The organism is Bradyrhizobium sp. JYMT SZCCT0428, assembly GCF_018131075.1.
Classification (GTDB): Bacteria; Pseudomonadota; Alphaproteobacteria; order Rhizobiales; family Xanthobacteraceae; genus Bradyrhizobium.
On the sequence record NZ_JAFCLS010000018.1, the window covers coordinates 131,816 to 146,436 of the forward strand.

Sequence of the window (14,621 nt, forward strand, 5' to 3'; positions counted from 1 at the left end):
GCAGAACCATGTGGCCAGACCGCCGACTTCTCGATCTCTTCAAGACTGAATTCCCGATCGTGCTGGCGCCGATGGCCGGAGTGATGGACCAGGAGCTCGTGATCGCGGCGGCCCAGGGTGGCGCGCTGGGTTCGCTGCCATGCGCGATGATCACGGCGGAAAAGGCGCGCGAACAGATCAGCATCGTGCGCCAGCGCGTCTCGGCGCCGATCAACTTGAACTTTTTCTGCCATACGCCGGTCGCAGCCGATCCCGCGCGCGAAGCCGGATGGAAGGTGAGGCTCGCATCCTATTACAAGGAGTTGGGCCTCGATCCCGCAGCGCCTGTCACTGCCGCGAACCGCGCGCCGTTCGACGAGGCGATGTGCGCGCTGGTCGAGGAGATGAAGCCGGAAGTGGTCAGCTTCCATTTCGGCCTGCCGGATCAGGCGCTGGTCAAGCGCGTCAAGGCGGCGGGCGCCATCGTGATGTCGTCAGCCACGATCGTGAAAGAGGCGATCTGGCTCGAGGAGCACGGCGCCGACGTCATCATTGCGCAGGGCGCCGAAGCCGGCGGCCATCGCGGCATGTTCCTGACCGAGAATATCGCCCAGCAGCCGGGCACCTTCGCGCTGGTGCCGCAGATCGTCGACGCCGTGAAAGTGCCTGTCATCGCGGCCGGTGGCATTGCCGACGGGCGCGGGATCGCAGCGGCCTTTGCGCTCGGAGCTGCGGGCGTGCAGATCGGCACGGCCTATCTGCGCTGCCCGGAATCGAAGGTGACCGCGCCGGCGCGGGTAGCGCTTGCCCAGGCGAGCGATGAAGCCACCGTCATCACCAACGTCATGACGGGGCGGCCCGCGCGCGGCGTCGCCAACCGCGTGATGCGCGAGGTCGGGCCGATTTCGCCGGATGCGCCTGATTTTCCGCACGCCGCAACCGCGCTCGGTCCGCTGAAGGCGGGCGCCGAAAAGCTCGGCAAGGTCGATTTCACCAATCTCTGGGCCGGGCAGGCAGTGCGGATGGGCCGCGAGATGCCGGCCGCAGAACTGACGCGGGCGCTGGCGGGCGCGGCGTTGGCTAGGCTGAGTTCGCTGGCTTAACGTCGGGCGGCTACCGGGGTCATGGCGCTAATGCGCCGGCTCGTCGCGTTTGACGACGTCCAGATGCTCGACGGCGAGCGATCGATAATGCGCGGCCATCTCTTTGTAGTGACGTTGCGAGATGGAATCGGTGGCGCCTTCTGCGCGCCGCTCGAACATCTCGGCTTTTTCCTGAAGTTCTCTCGCTTTGGACATGGCGTTGCCTCACGTTCGTCAGGCTAGACACGCCAAATATAGGATCGCGACGCCAAGCACGCCACCGATCGACCACAGAGCAGGATCCCAACTTTCCGTTACACTGTCGTGTTCCGTTGTCCACATGGCACGGCCTCCAGGGTGATGGCCGAGTACACGCCGCAACTGTTTCAAAACGACTGCGTCAGCCGGCCAAATTGGTTTCGTCGGCGGCTTTTCCCTCTCGAATCTCCGGACTCCCGGCGTGGACAGCAATGGCGGCACTTTGATGCGGCCTTTGGGGCCTGTTTGGCGGTATTTTGGCCCCAAAATGCCGACGGAGCGGTTCCCCGTGGTTGCGGCGCAAAACCGGGCTCTGCTATACGGCGGGTGCGATCCCCCGATTGAGGCCTTATATTAATGTCCGTTGATGCCGCTACCGTTCGCCGCATCGCGCATCTTGCGCGAATTGCGGTTGCCGAGGCCGAAGTTCCCCATTTGCAGGGCGAACTGAACGCCATGCTGGCGTTCGTCGAGCAGCTTTCGGAGGTGAACGTCGACGGCGTCGAGCCAATGACCTCGGTGACCCCGATGGAAATGAAGAAACGTCCGGATGTGATCAATGACGGCGAGATCACCGACGATGTGGTCAGGAACGCGCCCGACACCGTGAACCATTTCTTTCTGGTGCCGAAGGTCGTCGAGTAAGGAAGTCAGCGATGTGCATGCTCTGCGACGATGAAAAGGCCTACCAGGCCTACATGAACTATCTCGACGCGATGGAGCGCCAGGGCAAGGTCGCCGATCCCGACAAGGCGATGGACGCCGTGCTCGACGCGCTCGAAGCCTCCGAGCTGACGCGGCCCAAGCAAGACGACCCCGCCAACGACAAGACCCTGTCTCCGTTCTTCTGCAGCCCGATCAATAAATGACCGATTTGATTTCGATGACGATCGCTGAGGCCAGGAATGGCCTCGCGAACAAGTCTTTCACCTCGCTTGAACTGACCGACGCGCACCTTGCCGCGATCGAAGCGGCGCGCGCGCTCAACGCCTTCGTGCTGGAAACGCCGGACAAGGCCCGCGCCATGGCGCGCGCGATCGACGCCAAGATCGCCAAAGGCGAGGGCGGTCCGTTGGCCGGCATTCCGCTCGGCATCAAGGACCTGTTCGCGACCAAGGACGTGCGCACCACTGCGTGCTCGAAAATCCTCGGCAATTTCGTGCCGCCCTATGAGTCGACAGTCACTTCGCAGCTCTGGCGCGACGGCGCCGTGATGCTGGGCAAGCTCAACAACGACGAATTCGCGATGGGCTCCTCGAACGAGACCTCGTGCTTCGGCCCGGTGGTCAATCCGTGGCGGCGCGAAGGCTCCAATACCTCGCTGGTGCCGGGCGGCTCGTCGGGCGGCTCGGCTTCCGCGGTGGCGGCACTGCTTTGCATGGGCGCGACCGCGACCGACACCGGCGGTTCGATCCGCCAGCCGGCGGCGTTCACCGCCACCGTCGGCGTCAAGCCGACCTATGGCCGCTGCTCGCGCTGGGGCATCGTCGCCTTTGCGTCTTCGCTCGATCAGGCCGGGCCCATCGCGCGTACCACGCGCGACGCCGCGATCCTGATGCGCTCGATGGCGGGGCACGATCCGAAGGACACGACCTCCGTCGATCGCGCGGTGCCGGACTACGAGGCCGCGATCGGAAAATCGGTCAAGGGCATGAAGATCGGAATTCCCAAGGAGTACCGCCTCGACGGCATGCCGGCCGAAGTCGAAAAGCTCTGGAGCGAAGGCGCGGCCTGGCTGAAGGCGGCCGGCGCGGAGCTTGTCGAGATATCGCTGCCGCACACCAAATACGCGCTGCCGGCCTATTACATCGTCGCACCCGCCGAGGCGTCTTCGAACCTGGCGCGCTACGACGGCGTGCGCTACGGCCTGCGCGTGCCCGGCCGCTCCATCGGGGAGATGTACGAGAACACCCGTGCCGAAGGTTTTGGCGACGAAGTGCGCCGCCGCGTCATGATCGGCACCTATGTGCTCTCCGCCGGGTATTACGACGCCTATTATTTGCGCGCGCAAAAAGTCCGCACCCTGATCAAGAAGGACTTTGAGGATTGTTTTGCGAAGGGCGTCAACGCGATCCTGACGCCGGCGACACCGTCGGCGGCATTCGGCATCGGCGAGAAGGGCGGCGCCGATCCCGTGGAAATGTATCTCAACGACATCTTCACGGTGACCGTGAACATGGCGGGACTGCCGGGCATCGCCGTTCCCGCCGGCAAGGACGCGCAGGGGCTGCCGCTCGGCCTGCAACTGATCGGCCGGCCTTTCGACGAAGAGACGCTGTTCTCGCTCGGCGAAGTGGTTGAGCAGGCGGCCGGACGCTTCACGCCGGCCAGATGGTGGTGAGGCCATGGCAGATTTCAAGGCCAGCCTTTCCGATGACGCGCCGCAGCCGGCGCTGAGCCCGTCACTCACCGCGTTGTGGTGGGCTGCCAAGGGCAATTGGGACGCGGCGCATAAGATCGTTCAGGACGAATCCTCAGCGGAAGCGGCGTGGGTGCACGCCTATTTGCACCGCGTGGAAGGTGATCTCGGCAACGCCGGTTACTGGTATCGCCAGTCCGGCCAACCAGCGGCGATCGATTCGCTTGAGGCAGAGTGGGACCGGATCGTCTTTACACTGCTGTTGGGAGAACGGACATGACGGCGGCGAGCGGCAAGCTGATCAAGGGCCAGACCGGCGATTGGGAAATGGTGATCGGGCTGGAAGTCCACGCCCAGGTCACCTCGAACTCAAAGCTGTTCTCGGGCGCTTCGACCGAATTCGGCGGCGAGCCGAACACCCACGTCTCGCTGGTGGATGCCGCGATGCCGGGCATGCTGCCCGTGATCAACGAGGAATGCGTGCGGCAGGCGGTGCGGACCGGCCTTGGCCTCAACGCAAAGATCAATCTGCGCTCGGTGTTCGACCGCAAGAACTATTTCTATCCGGATTCGCCGCAGGGCTACCAGATCAGCCAGTACAAGTCGCCGATCGTGGGCGAGGGCGTGGTCGAGGTCGAACTCGACGGCGGCCACAGCGTCGCCATCGGGATCGAACGGCTGCATCTGGAACAGGACGCCGGCAAATTGCTGCACGACCAGAGCCCGACCATGTCCTACGTCGACCTCAACCGGTGCGGCGTGGCGTTGATGGAGATCGTCTCCAAGCCTGACATCCGCGATGCAGAGCAGGCCAAGGCATACGTGACAAAGCTGCGTTCGATCCTGCGCTATCTCGGCACCTGCGACGGCGACATGGAGAAGGGCTCCTTGCGCGCCGACGTCAATGTCTCCGTGCGCAAGCCCGGCGGGCCGCTCGGCACCCGCTGCGAGATCAAGAACATGAACTCGATCAACTTCATCGGCCAGGCGATCGAGTATGAGGCGCGGCGCCAGATCGAGATCATCGAGGACGGCGGCGCGATCGACCAGGAGACCCGGCTGTTCGACCCAAACAAGGGCGAGACGCGCTCGATGCGCTCCAAGGAAGAGGCGCACGACTACCGATACTTCCCCGATCCCGACCTGCTGCCGCTCGAGTTCAGCGAAGCCTATGTCGCCGGCCTGAAGGCCGATCTGCCGGAATTGCCGGACCAGAAGAAGATCCGCTTCATCGAAGGTTTCGGACTGTCGCCCTACGACGCCGGCGTGCTGGTGGCCGAGCGCGAGAGCGCGGACTTCTATGAAACCGTGCTGGCCGGGCTTAGCGACAAGCCGCGCGACGGCAAGCTTGCGGCCAACTGGGTGATCAACGAGCTGTTCGGACGTCTCAACAAGGAAGGCCGTGATATTACGGCCTCACCGGTGTCGGCGGTGCAACTCGCGGCGATCGTCGAGCTGATCGGCGAGGGCACGATCTCCGGAAAGATCGCAAAGGACCTGTTCGAGATCGTCTGGCAGGAAGGTGGCGACCCGCGTGAGCTGGTCGAGACGCGCGGCATGAAGCAGGTCACGGACTTGAGCGCGATCGAGAAGGTGGTCGACGACATCATCGCCGCCAACCCGGACAAGGTCGCGCAAGCGAAAGCCAAGCCGCAACTCGCCGGCTGGTTCGTCGGCCAGGTGATGAAGTCGTCCGGCGGCAAGGCCAATCCGCAAGCCGTCAACGATCTCTTGAAGGCGAAGCTCGGCATCTGAAGCGTCCCGTAACGGGACGCTTTTTGCGGTAGCTGACGTTGCGATCGACGCGAAGAAGCGTGCATCGATCTCGCATCACGGATCAAAATCATCGTCGCGACGGACAACGGGCCTTGCGAATCGGTCGCAGCGATTCGTCCGAAAATGCGGTTCTGGCGAGCGCCGATGAGACGTGACGGCGGTATCCACGAAAATTTTTTTATTGCCAAAATTCGCGACTCAGAGTCCGCGCAAGCGGCTTTTGGGCCATCTCACCGAGTCGCGATGACGTCGATTGTGCGATGATCATCACATGCGTGAATCGCCAAAACATCTATAGTGCAAGCGTTTCCTTCAATATTGACAAACGCCGACGTCGGTCGTTGCTGCACTTTTTGCATCGTCGCGCGAGCATGTTGCGCCGCCGCCGAACGATGCTTCGAGCGCGCCCTCGCATTGCCGCGTCAACACTTCCTTAAGCGGGACGCTGTTTTTTTGAACGTGTTGGTGTATTCGGGATGTAGTGCACATCGATTCCCGAGTGCACGCAGCGAACTAAGCCATCTCACTTACATTAGGAGGGCAACATGGCCAAGAAAGCTAAGAAGGCAAAGAAGGCGAAGAGCGCAGTGAAGAAGACTGCGAAGAAGACCCGCAAGGTCGCCAAGAAGAAGAAGTAAGCTCTCGTCTTTGAGAGAATTGCCGGCGGCTTGATGCCGGCGCGTCACTCGAGCCTTCAGACGGTTTGCTTCTCGGAGCAAACCTAACTCGGACGGCTCGGTCGACGAAAGAGGGTGTCGGCGAGACATCAGGTCAAACGGCTGGATCGACTTTCGGAAGAGTTCGCTTTTCCAAAACCGGTCCGGCAGAAGAAACAAGTTTTCTTCGTTCGGTGCGGAATCTTTGCTGCGCAATTTCACCGGGCCAAAGCCCGATTGAAATCTGGTCCTGACGTGTTCGCCGACGCCCTCGTTCCCCGGAACGCCTCCTGTTCCCCGGAACGTCTTGCGTTCCGAATGCCGCGCCCTTGGCGCCAGGCGCTTCGAGCCTTCCAATCCATGACATGTCTGTCCCGACTGCCCACGGCCTGCGCCGGGCTGTCGCAGATCGCGCTCATGCGCCGCCGGGCATCGGTTCCGCCGCACACCCCGCCGATCCTTATCATTGGGACTTCTGTAATTCCGGGTCCTCGGTTCGCGCCGATCACGACGCGCGCGAGATGCGAGCCGTTGCAATGGTTATCGTTCTGCCAAGCGGCAGGGTAAACCGGTCTTCACGAATCCTCACTTGTTGCTGCGGCACAGGCACTTCTGTGATTCCCCACCGGCACCCGGGCGCCTCGCGTTTACACCCCGTTCATCGCGATATTTAAACTGCCCTTCAAATTTGATGGGCCATGATCATCCCAACAAGCCGGCAAACGGCGTGGGGAATAACGGGACGTTTTGACAGTGGACAGGGGCCGCGCTCGGGGGAGGGCGGCAACAATAAAAAGGGGAGACTTTCGATGTTTCAGGGACAATTCGATCTGGAGACGGCGACACCGGTGGAAACCGCAATCCCCGATCTGCTGTTCGAGCGCGGCCTGTACTGGGCGAGCGGCCGTTCCGGCGTCGTCAACCTGGTCGCCGCCCATAAATGGTTCAATCTCGCCGCCCTGAAGGGCCGCGCTGACGCGATCTCGATGCGTCGCGAAGTCGCCGAGATGATGTCGGATGTCGAGATCGCCACGGCGCAGCGCGAAGCCCGCGCCTGGATGACCTCGCACTGAGTTCGCGAACCGCGACGGACCGGCGGGAATGCCTGGTGCCGTGTACCGGCCATCGGCAGCACCCAAAATGGGCTCAGTGCCCGCTCAGCACCAGCGTCTTGACGGGCAGCAGCAGGGCCTGAATCCGCAACAGCAGAGCGTGCACGAGGCCGGTGGCGTCGACGACGTGCAGCCCAAAGCTCTTGAACGCGCTGAGCTTGCCTGAGGCGATCAGTTCGTGATTGCTGGTATAGGCGTTGGCGATACAGCTGCTGCCCGGCGTCACGCCCTCCAGCCCGCCCTTGTAGATCGGCTCCATGAAAACGAGAATGGTGCCCGGACGCGCGGTGTTCTGCGCCTCGATCAGTTGTTCGCCGCCCCTGAACTGGCCAGCCGCGATGTAGTCCTGCACATTGGTCACCACCATCGGAATGATCACCCACGGCTTGGAAATGCAGGTGGCCTCGGCGACCATTCCGGCTTTCATGACCTGACCCTCGATCTGGCCAAATCCGGCCATGAGAGCCCTCTTTCCCGCGCCCTCCGGAATCAAAACGCCGGCCGTCCGCATGATTGGAGTGACGATATCACCCGGCCTCAGTCCGAACTGCTCGACCCGCCCGTCGACGCCGGCGCGAATAAAGGTCTTGTCCAGATCGACCTGCGCTTCGGCCAGCGCCGCCTCCGCGCTGGCTTTCTCGGCCGGGAGAAGGGCGGTGACGCGGACCGCGGCCGATTGTTTTGCAGCGTTGGCGGCATCAAGCGCACCCTGGCGGCCCGCCTGCAGCACCTGCAGTTTTTCGATGTCACGCTGCGGGACGATGCCGGGATTGCGTTGCTGGAGATCCCGCTTGACGTTCAGCTCATCGGTTGCCTGCTGATAATCGCCCTGAGCCTGCTGGACCTGTCCTTCCGCCTTTAGAACATCGGCCTGTGCGGTCAGCATGGCGGCATCGACTTCGGCGATCTTTCGTTTGGCGGTCAGCAGCGCGGCTTCCTGCTTGGCGCTGTCCAGTCTGAAAATCACCTCACCTTGCTTGACGGGCGCGCTGACATCGATGTTAACCTCCGCCACCCGGCCGGTCACTTCGGTCATGATCGGGACGGTCCGGTAGTACATCGTCGCCGAATTGGTCGACGGATGATAATAGAAGATCATCGTGATCAGCGCGACCGTGAGCATCAGGCAGGTGATGATGCCATATCGCAGCTCGAACCAGACCGAAAAAAGCGTGATTTCGTGGCCGATGCGCTTTCCCTGCCGATAGCGGCGATAGAGATAGTCCGGCAGTATCGTCACCAGCGAGCAGAGGATGATCTCAAGCATGAGCCTTTGCCTCACTCTTGGCGGCGGGGGCGTGCGTGCTGGCGTGGCCTGCGGTTTCTGGAGCCGGCTCGGTCGGGTCTGGTTCGGGCGGACCGCCGGCCATCTTCTCGACCGATCCGGCAATCCTGCGCAGCGGCGTGCCGAAGTCGGGCAGGTCGATCATGGCGAGGAACAGGCCGATCACCCAGAACAAATGGTTGTGCGTAAACAGCGCCAGCAGGCCCAGCACGGCCACGATTTCAAACTGCAGCTTCTGCGATTTGTGTGCCATCCGCTCCGGCATCGTGTGCAGGTGCAAATAGAGATTGCCGACCCCGACGACGGCAGCAATCAGGAAAATGCCGACAACGACCATCAGAATGTCGGTGTCTCCCGGCGCCGTGATGAACCCTGGCAGATGATGTGGGGCGGCAGGGTGAAGGGATTCGCTCACGCAACTCTCCATTCCGAAAGAGCAAGCCGAATAGCAAGCAAAACGAAGGCATGGACAGGCGCCCGGCCAGGCGCAGCCATCTTTGCATAATGCGGGAACTTGGCAAGCACGGGTTGTCGTTTCGAGTTAGTGCTTCGATTTTGATTTGTCTTCCGCAACGCGAAATTAGCCCGATTGCGGTGATGGTCTTCTGATCTGAATCAAACAATGTGAGGGCATGGGTCTACATTCTCACGGCATGAGATGCCCGAGTTTTGCGTCACTTTGCACCTCCCAGAAAGAGGAGGGCGCAGGGAAGACCGGGTGCGCGCTGCACCCGCGGTCCCGTGTGCGGTTTGCAAAGGCTGCACACGAGCATACAGGGCAGCGGTGAACACCCGGCCTTCCCTGCGCAGTGGCTTTACGGCTTATGACGTGATCTCCCCGGAGACGAGTTCTTGATTGACTCCGTCGCCACCGGTTCAGCTCTCGCTTCTCCGGCAGCTTAATGCCAGCAACGGGCACCAGGACCACACGCTTTTGCCGTACGCTTCAGCCGCGTTCGTCTTCGCAACTGTCACGTCCACCGCAACCCGCCCAACGTCCGTGACGACGGCCGACACCCTTCTGACCAGGACGGGATGGCCAAAGATATGCACCTGATTTGCCGTTCTGTAAAAGCGAAATATTTTTTATTCTTGGGCTTGACATTATTTCCGAAAACCAGAACTGATTTGCCCGTCGGGTTGTTTTGTCGCACCCGCCGCATCCAGATCGCTGTTGCGCGCGGCGCAGTCCGCAGCCCATCGCATCGATCTCGCGCATATCATCGCCAGCGGTTCGCTGCCGCCCGCTTCCCGGCCACCGAGATCGACGGCGAGTACTATTGGGACGGTGGGCTCGTTTCCCACACACCTCGGCACTCCACAGTCGGCCGCGGCCGGACACGCTGGCCTTCCAGATCGATCTGTGGAGTGCGCGCGGCAAAGCCGACGTGTGGCAGAAGGAAATCCAGTTCTCCCGCGACCGATCGGTACAAGCGGACGCAGAAGCTCCGCATCGCCTTCGCCAGTCCGCTGAAGGATCTTCCCGCCGAACTGCTGGATCGTCCGGAGGCCCGCAAGAACTTCATTTTTGCCGAAGTAGCTCACCCAAAAGGGTGATGGAAAGTTTGGCTTGAGAGGTTTAATCCTTGTCAACTTGCACGCATTAAGTGTCCGCTGATTCTTATTATTGCGCTTTAGCGAATTCTTTTTTTTAAGATTTGAGATGGCTCGGGAAAACGACAGGATAGTTGTCGGGACTCGCTTCAAGATGAGTAGGCTAGGTGCTGCTCGATGCCCCGAGCTGGCAAACCTGACCGGAATCGTTGTCGAGGTGAGCAATAGCAATACGGGCGTTACCGTGTTGTTCGATGGCGCCAAAAGATCGACTTGCCTGCACCGAGACTTCATATCCTCGGTCTCGGGTATCAGATCGGGGAGCTATTCGGCTGGCTCTGAAAAAGCGCGTCCCTGACCTCGACCGCGGCGATTGGCGTGAAGGCGCCTTTCCCCGGATTCGTCGAGACCGCAAGGAAACGGGCGGGGCCGACGTTGAACGGCCAGTGAGCACTCACCTGCATTATTGCGGCCGGTAATGGCCCAGTCGAAGGAGCGAACGCCTTCCAACTGGTCGGGTTGCTGCAATACTTCCGGATGGGAGATGGCGCGAACGACTTTTGCCATCGAAGGCCTGTCCGAGGTCCGCGCCAGCGGGAGCCGGCGCCTTGCTAGGCGCCATCTACACCTGCGAGAGATGTGACCGGGGCGACCCGATGGACCAGGCCGATCTCTGGATTAATGGCCAACTGAACCCGGCGGGCCTGCTCAAGCAAACAGATCGGCGCCGGCCGTAGTAAACTTCACAGGCTGTGGCCGATCTCGACCGGCAGGGCTCAATCGAGCACGAGGACACCTAAACCGGTGAGATTCGGTATACCTTCTCGCATCTCGACGAAGCCCAAGTCCATGAGCGCCGCTAGGTCATTTTCGCTGACGGGCGTCAATTTCGTTCGTTGGGCCCTGATATCGCGCATCGCCCAGCGGAGGCGGATCGCGGTGTCAAGGCTAAGTCCTTCCAGCAATGACTTTGCTTGTCCTGCCCGTCTCACCGCATCTTCAGCATCGGATGGAGCGTCAACTGCAGGGGCTTGAACAGAAGGCTCCTCTTCGTTTGGTTGGTCAAAGGAAGTTGCCGGCGGGGGCACAATCTGGGTCGAAATTAGTGGAGGCTCGCGGAATATCTCCGCAAGAACTTTGTCCATCGCCTGAAGTTTATCCGTACTCATTTTTTGGGCCTTCACCCCCGGACGGGCCGAATTTGTCGCGATTGCGGATCCAAATTAGCGCCGGATAGCCGTCTCCAAGAACTCCTGCACGGAGCGCGGCACTTGATCGTACTCGACATATCGCCGGCGCAGCTCGTCGGCGATATCCATTGTCACGTCCCGCGACCAGCCGTCGGCGGTATTGAACGCTACGATGCGCGCCGGATGTCCACATTGGTCGTTCATAAGGTCTTGGATCAGCGTCGCGCGATCGGCACCTGCTTCGTCGGTCTCGCGCCATGCTCGACCTAAACGGGTGCCGAAATCGTCCAGCACCAGGTAGACGTCCCGGTCGGCTTCTCGCGGCACGATCGACGGTGAGCGACGCATAACGGAACTCCCGGTCCAGAAGACAATGCCAGCCTGCAGAAGGAGGCACCGAAGCCGTCACTCGAAACACCCATCGGGTCTATTCGTTAACAAGAATATTCGATCCCGTGCGTGGGCCTTTTGGGGTAATCCCCGGACATTCGTGAATCCGGCAACCCGAGCGAGCGCGCAAGCTTTACGGCGGGTCTAACCGCTCCTTCTTGGGTTCTAACGCGCGGTCGATCGCCGCTTTTCGTCCCGAATGGCGACTCCCTGCGCGCTTCCAGCAACATGGGCCGGATCTATCAGGGCTTAACATCCGCTAGAGGTTGCGCAGGATCTCTCGTCCTCCGAGCAGCGCTTGCACCAGCTCGACATTGCCGTTGGGGCAAGTCATGCCACCGTCGGCGTCGAAGAACTCCGCCTTGAACTCGGGCCGAACTTCCGCGATCCAGGAACTGACCGGCAGCGCGACCTCGACGTGCTCGGCGTCTTTCCAGCCGCGTGCTTCGGCGTTCCCGCGCACGATCGTCGTGTGATCATCAATGACGAAGTGCGTGGACGTTCCGGCCGACTTCGATAAAGCCGTGATTGTAGGTCGAGCTCAGTAGACCATCGATCCGCGCATCCCCCGCGATCCTGATGTCGGCGCTGCTCGCGACCAGGTTCTTGCAGCGCAGGTCGCGACCGACGGCAAGGAAGCAGGCCGGCGTATCGATCTCCCAGTTGAAGATGGTGCCGCCAACGATCAAATCCTTCTCGGCCCAGATGCCCGCGACGCCATTCCAAAAAAGCGCATCAAGGTCGAGGTCACCCTCGATGATGGCGTCCCCGGCATAGTGCCGGATAGCGCGGCCGTCGTCGTCATAGTCGTGGAACGAAAAATGGTTTTCCAGTCCCAACCGGTCAACCACGTCGGCGATCGCAATCGTCTCGAACGGCGAATTTGGCAAGTTTACTCTCCCATCGGCCACGAAGACCTCCGGGATGAGTGACGAGTGAAGGCTGGCAGGTTCAAATGTGAACACCGTCCGGGTGCTCGTCGACGGCTGCACGCCTTGTCGCGTCGCCGAAATTGTGAATCGCGTCCGGGCAAACAAATCCGTGCCGGCCGGCGACGCCAGGAGGTCGGCGACGTCTCATGACCAAGCGAGAAGAAACGGCCCCAGCCTCGGGGTTAGGACGCTGAGGCCGTTTCCATATGTCCGGTATCCTCCAGACGGAACGTTCAACGCCGCTCATTACCACTTGTTCCCGACTTCTGGAACTTAACAGGGTTCTCGCTGTTGTGTGCAGGGCAACAGTGGGCGCGGATGATGAAATGGATGCTTGTGGTCCTGGTCGGCGGCATCACGCCCGTGAATACAAACCTGGTGTTTGAGAAGTTCTCCGAGTGTCTCGCCGCGGAAGAACAGATGCGCAAGCACTATGCTGATGCATTCGAGGCCTGGGATCGAGGGGCTGCCGTCACCTTCGAGCGACGGCGCGAGTACGCCAGAGCGCGTGATCTGCAGGCCAAACGGCTGCTAAGCAATGTCGGCACCTGTGTGCCCCACGGGACTGGCGAGCCCCAGCCCGCGCCGCCACAAACGTCGACGACGCCTCCGGCCAGCCCCCGAAGCTAGCGTTTTTCGTCATCCGGATAGGATCCGGAGAAAATGACGTTGCCGCGCAGCGGCGGAAGAATCGTTACGAAAAAGGGGGCCCAGGATGGACCCCCTCACTTTCGAGCTTAGTTGTAATCCGAATATTTGAACTGCGGCATCGCCTTGAGCTGCTCCTTGGTGCCGCTCATCACGGCATGATCGGGTACCCAATCATTGGCGCCGGCTGTGCGCGCGGGGGCCGTGTTCGCCGGGGCTGTGGCCGTGCCGGTCGTGCTATCACGCGGCGTCGCCGGAGCGGTTGTCGTCGCCGGAGCGGTTGAGGCGGTGCGGGCGGGCTCTTCCATAAACTTCAACTTGTCCATGGAAACGGCGATGTCGTGCTCGCCCATTCCCAGGAAGCCGCCGACGCCGATAACGACGGCACTGACCTTGCCGTTCTTGTCCAGGATGATTTCGTTGACATCACCCAGCTTCTCATTGGCTTCATTGTAGACGTCGAGGCCCATGAGTTTCGACGCGCGCCAGTTTCCCTTCAGCATCATCTTGTTGGAAGCCGCCGGGCTGGTGGTTGCGGCCGGGGCAGCGCGATCAGCGGGCTGGGCGGTCTGGGCATAGGCCGGGGCGCTAATTACGGCAACGCTCAAGAGAGCGGCAGTGACGAGGGTCTTCATTTCATCCTCCAGTGTTAAAACAGTTCTTGGAGAACAGAACAGAAGATCAAATGTTCCAGAGAGCCGTAGCCCACCGCACACGATGAGGGGGACAGTCGCCGCGCAGCCGCTTGCGCACTAGACCGGGAACAAGGGGCAATTGGGGAAGTTAGTCCCTGCGGTCGGCAGGGTTTTTCTTTGCTGTTTTTGATTTGCGGCGGCCCATTCAAAATCAGTAGCCACGAAACGATTGGTACCGCACTTGTTTGCGTTCATTACCAACCGATGGAATGGCAGCACCCAGCGTGCAGCTTTCGTCTGATCCGAATGCCAGGAACTTATCCTCACTTCTTCGCTTTTCCCTGCACGGTATCGTTCAGCCTTTTGACCTGTGGCGGCAGGATGTCGGCGATGGAGAGCACTTTAGTCAGGCGCGACCAGTTCAATATCACTCCGCAAGGCATCGTCCATAAGCCGACCGACGCAGCCTTCACGCCATATCCGGGCGATCCCTTTTCGGGAATCGAACGCTCAGGTCAACTCGCAAACAAACATCCGAATGGAAGTGGCTTCAGGGCCGAGGACGTCAGGCGGATGATGCGCGAGCTTTGGGCCGAATACGTCACGAGCAATCCGCAACTGTTTAACCTGTGAGACGTCCGCGGGCCGGGAGGGATCGAGGTCGTCGAGGCGGCGAGCTGACGACAACGTTGGTCGCTGCTGCAGCGTAATCTTGAAAAAGAACGGCCTCAGCGCGCGGGGGGAAGCGCGCTGAGGCCGTTTAGG

The 14,621-nt window shown here is 61.1% G+C and carries 18 protein-coding genes; 10 read left to right on the forward strand and 8 right to left on the reverse strand.

The features are described from left to right. Positions 1-8: 8 nt before the first annotated feature. The gene (locus tag JQ575_RS20200) at positions 9-1,082 is read left to right on the forward strand and encodes a nitronate monooxygenase family protein (RefSeq protein WP_212034954.1); all 1,074 of its coding nucleotides are present in this window, start codon (positions 9-11) and stop codon (positions 1,080-1,082) included. Between the two features lie 27 nt (positions 1,083-1,109). Here JQ575_RS20200 and JQ575_RS20205 read toward each other — a convergent pair whose 3' ends face one another. Next, positions 1,110-1,277 carry a hypothetical protein gene (locus tag JQ575_RS20205; RefSeq protein WP_212034955.1) on the reverse strand — a complete coding sequence of 56 codons (168 nt, stop codon included), beginning with the start codon at positions 1,275-1,277 and terminating at the stop codon, positions 1,110-1,112. 399 nt (positions 1,278-1,676) lie between these two features. On the opposite strand from JQ575_RS20205, the gene gatC reads away from it, so the two are divergent. From gatC to JQ575_RS20235, 6 genes are all read left to right on the forward strand, one after another. Continuing rightward, positions 1,677-1,964, forward strand: a complete 288-nt coding sequence (gene gatC, locus JQ575_RS20210) for an Asp-tRNA(Asn)/Glu-tRNA(Gln) amidotransferase subunit GatC (RefSeq protein ID WP_192733685.1) — start codon at positions 1,677-1,679, stop codon at positions 1,962-1,964. Between the two features lie 11 nt (positions 1,965-1,975). Then, positions 1,976-2,188, forward strand: a complete 213-nt coding sequence (locus JQ575_RS20215; RefSeq protein ID WP_192733684.1) for a hypothetical protein — start codon at positions 1,976-1,978, stop codon at positions 2,186-2,188. Next, on the forward strand, positions 2,185-3,660 hold the full coding sequence (gene gatA, locus JQ575_RS20220; protein WP_212034956.1) for an Asp-tRNA(Asn)/Glu-tRNA(Gln) amidotransferase subunit GatA: 1,476 nt from the start codon (positions 2,185-2,187) through the stop codon (positions 3,658-3,660). Before JQ575_RS20215 ends, gatA begins: the two co-directional genes overlap by 4 nt. A gap of 4 nt (positions 3,661-3,664) precedes the next feature. Next, the gene (locus JQ575_RS20225; protein WP_212034957.1) at positions 3,665-3,958 is read left to right on the forward strand and encodes a hypothetical protein; all 294 of its coding nucleotides are present in this window, start codon (positions 3,665-3,667) and stop codon (positions 3,956-3,958) included. Next, positions 3,955-5,433: an Asp-tRNA(Asn)/Glu-tRNA(Gln) amidotransferase subunit GatB gene (gatB, locus tag JQ575_RS20230; RefSeq protein ID WP_212034958.1), complete on the forward strand. Its 1,479-nt coding sequence runs from the start codon at positions 3,955-3,957 to the stop codon at positions 5,431-5,433. The genes JQ575_RS20225 and gatB overlap by 4 nt, the downstream gene beginning before the upstream one ends. Before the next feature lie 1,486 nt (positions 5,434-6,919). After that, positions 6,920-7,183, forward strand: coding sequence for a hypothetical protein (locus JQ575_RS20235; protein WP_192733680.1), 264 nt, complete (start codon positions 6,920-6,922; stop codon positions 7,181-7,183). Between the two features lie 73 nt (positions 7,184-7,256). Here the strand turns inward: JQ575_RS20235 and JQ575_RS20240 are convergent, their stop codons facing one another. Together JQ575_RS20240 and JQ575_RS20245 are read right to left on the reverse strand one after the other, a co-directional pair. After that, positions 7,257-8,489: an HlyD family secretion protein gene (locus tag JQ575_RS20240; RefSeq protein WP_212034959.1), complete on the reverse strand. Its 1,233-nt coding sequence runs from the start codon at positions 8,487-8,489 to the stop codon at positions 7,257-7,259. Beyond that, positions 8,482-8,922: a hypothetical protein gene (locus JQ575_RS20245; protein ID WP_212034960.1), complete on the reverse strand. Its 441-nt coding sequence runs from the start codon at positions 8,920-8,922 to the stop codon at positions 8,482-8,484. The genes JQ575_RS20240 and JQ575_RS20245 overlap by 8 nt, the downstream gene beginning before the upstream one ends. Positions 8,923-9,542: 620 nt before the next feature. Between JQ575_RS20245 and JQ575_RS46115 the strand changes: the two genes are divergently transcribed. Beyond that, positions 9,543-10,064, forward strand: a complete 522-nt coding sequence (locus tag JQ575_RS46115) for a hypothetical protein (protein ID WP_212034961.1) — start codon at positions 9,543-9,545, stop codon at positions 10,062-10,064. A gap of 773 nt (positions 10,065-10,837) precedes the next feature. Here the strand turns inward: JQ575_RS46115 and JQ575_RS44720 are convergent. The 4 genes from JQ575_RS44720 to JQ575_RS20270 form a co-directional block, all read right to left on the reverse strand. Further along, complete coding sequence (locus JQ575_RS44720; protein ID WP_249166776.1) at positions 10,838-11,230, reverse strand: hypothetical protein; 393 nt, start codon at positions 11,228-11,230, stop codon at positions 10,838-10,840. A gap of 54 nt (positions 11,231-11,284) precedes the next feature. Continuing rightward, positions 11,285-11,599, reverse strand: a complete 315-nt coding sequence (locus tag JQ575_RS20260; RefSeq protein ID WP_212034962.1) for a hypothetical protein — start codon at positions 11,597-11,599, stop codon at positions 11,285-11,287. Positions 11,600-11,900: 301 nt separating this feature from the next. Beyond that, entirely contained in the window at positions 11,901-12,104 is a 204-nt protein-coding gene (locus JQ575_RS20265; RefSeq protein ID WP_212034963.1) for a hypothetical protein, read from the reverse strand. 16 nt (positions 12,105-12,120) lie between these two features. Further along, on the reverse strand, positions 12,121-12,531 hold the full coding sequence (locus JQ575_RS20270) for a hypothetical protein (RefSeq protein ID WP_212034964.1): 411 nt from the start codon (positions 12,529-12,531) through the stop codon (positions 12,121-12,123). Positions 12,532-12,894: 363 nt separating this feature from the next. Here JQ575_RS20270 and JQ575_RS20275 point away from each other — a divergent pair, with 363 nt between their 5' ends. Continuing rightward, positions 12,895-13,203, forward strand: coding sequence for a hypothetical protein (locus JQ575_RS20275; protein WP_212034965.1), 309 nt, complete (start codon positions 12,895-12,897; stop codon positions 13,201-13,203). Between the two features lie 107 nt (positions 13,204-13,310). Here JQ575_RS20275 and JQ575_RS20280 read toward each other — a convergent pair whose 3' ends face one another. Continuing rightward, on the reverse strand, positions 13,311-13,856 hold the full coding sequence (locus JQ575_RS20280; RefSeq protein ID WP_212034966.1) for a PRC-barrel domain-containing protein: 546 nt from the start codon (positions 13,854-13,856) through the stop codon (positions 13,311-13,313). 177 nt (positions 13,857-14,033) lie between these two features. Between JQ575_RS20280 and JQ575_RS20285 the strand changes: the two genes are divergently transcribed. Continuing rightward, entirely contained in the window at positions 14,034-14,489 is a 456-nt protein-coding gene (locus JQ575_RS20285) for a hypothetical protein (protein ID WP_212034967.1), read from the forward strand. Positions 14,490-14,621: the final 132 nt, after the last annotated feature.

Bases quoted from the DNA above. Each gene is read 5' to 3' on its own strand.
- gatC (WP_192733685.1), top strand. From the start codon at position 1,677: ATGTCCGTTGATGCCGCTACCGTTCGCCGCATCGCGCATCTTGCGCGA.
- JQ575_RS20215 (WP_192733684.1), top strand. From the start codon at position 1,976: ATGTGCATGCTCTGCGACGATGAAAAGGCCTACCAGGCCTACATGAAC.
- JQ575_RS20205 (WP_212034955.1), bottom strand. From the start codon at position 1,277: ATGTCCAAAGCGAGAGAACTTCAGGAAAAAGCCGAGATGTTCGAGCGG.
- JQ575_RS20240 (WP_212034959.1), bottom strand. From the start codon at position 8,489: ATGCTTGAGATCATCCTCTGCTCGCTGGTGACGATACTGCCGGACTAT.
- gatB (WP_212034958.1), top strand. From the start codon at position 3,955: ATGACGGCGGCGAGCGGCAAGCTGATCAAGGGCCAGACCGGCGATTGG.
- JQ575_RS46115 (WP_212034961.1), top strand. From the start codon at position 9,543: ATGGCCAAAGATATGCACCTGATTTGCCGTTCTGTAAAAGCGAAATAT.
- JQ575_RS20225 (WP_212034957.1), top strand. From the start codon at position 3,665: ATGGCAGATTTCAAGGCCAGCCTTTCCGATGACGCGCCGCAGCCGGCG.
- JQ575_RS20235 (WP_192733680.1), top strand. From the start codon at position 6,920: ATGTTTCAGGGACAATTCGATCTGGAGACGGCGACACCGGTGGAAACC.
- JQ575_RS20260 (WP_212034962.1), bottom strand. From the start codon at position 11,599: ATGCGTCGCTCACCGTCGATCGTGCCGCGAGAAGCCGACCGGGACGTC.
- JQ575_RS20280 (WP_212034966.1), bottom strand. From the start codon at position 13,856: ATGAAGACCCTCGTCACTGCCGCTCTCTTGAGCGTTGCCGTAATTAGC.
- JQ575_RS20275 (WP_212034965.1), top strand. From the start codon at position 12,895: ATGAAATGGATGCTTGTGGTCCTGGTCGGCGGCATCACGCCCGTGAAT.
- JQ575_RS20200 (WP_212034954.1), top strand. From the start codon at position 9: ATGTGGCCAGACCGCCGACTTCTCGATCTCTTCAAGACTGAATTCCCG.
- gatA (WP_212034956.1), top strand. From the start codon at position 2,185: ATGACCGATTTGATTTCGATGACGATCGCTGAGGCCAGGAATGGCCTC.
- JQ575_RS44720 (WP_249166776.1), bottom strand. From the start codon at position 11,230: ATGAGTACGGATAAACTTCAGGCGATGGACAAAGTTCTTGCGGAGATA.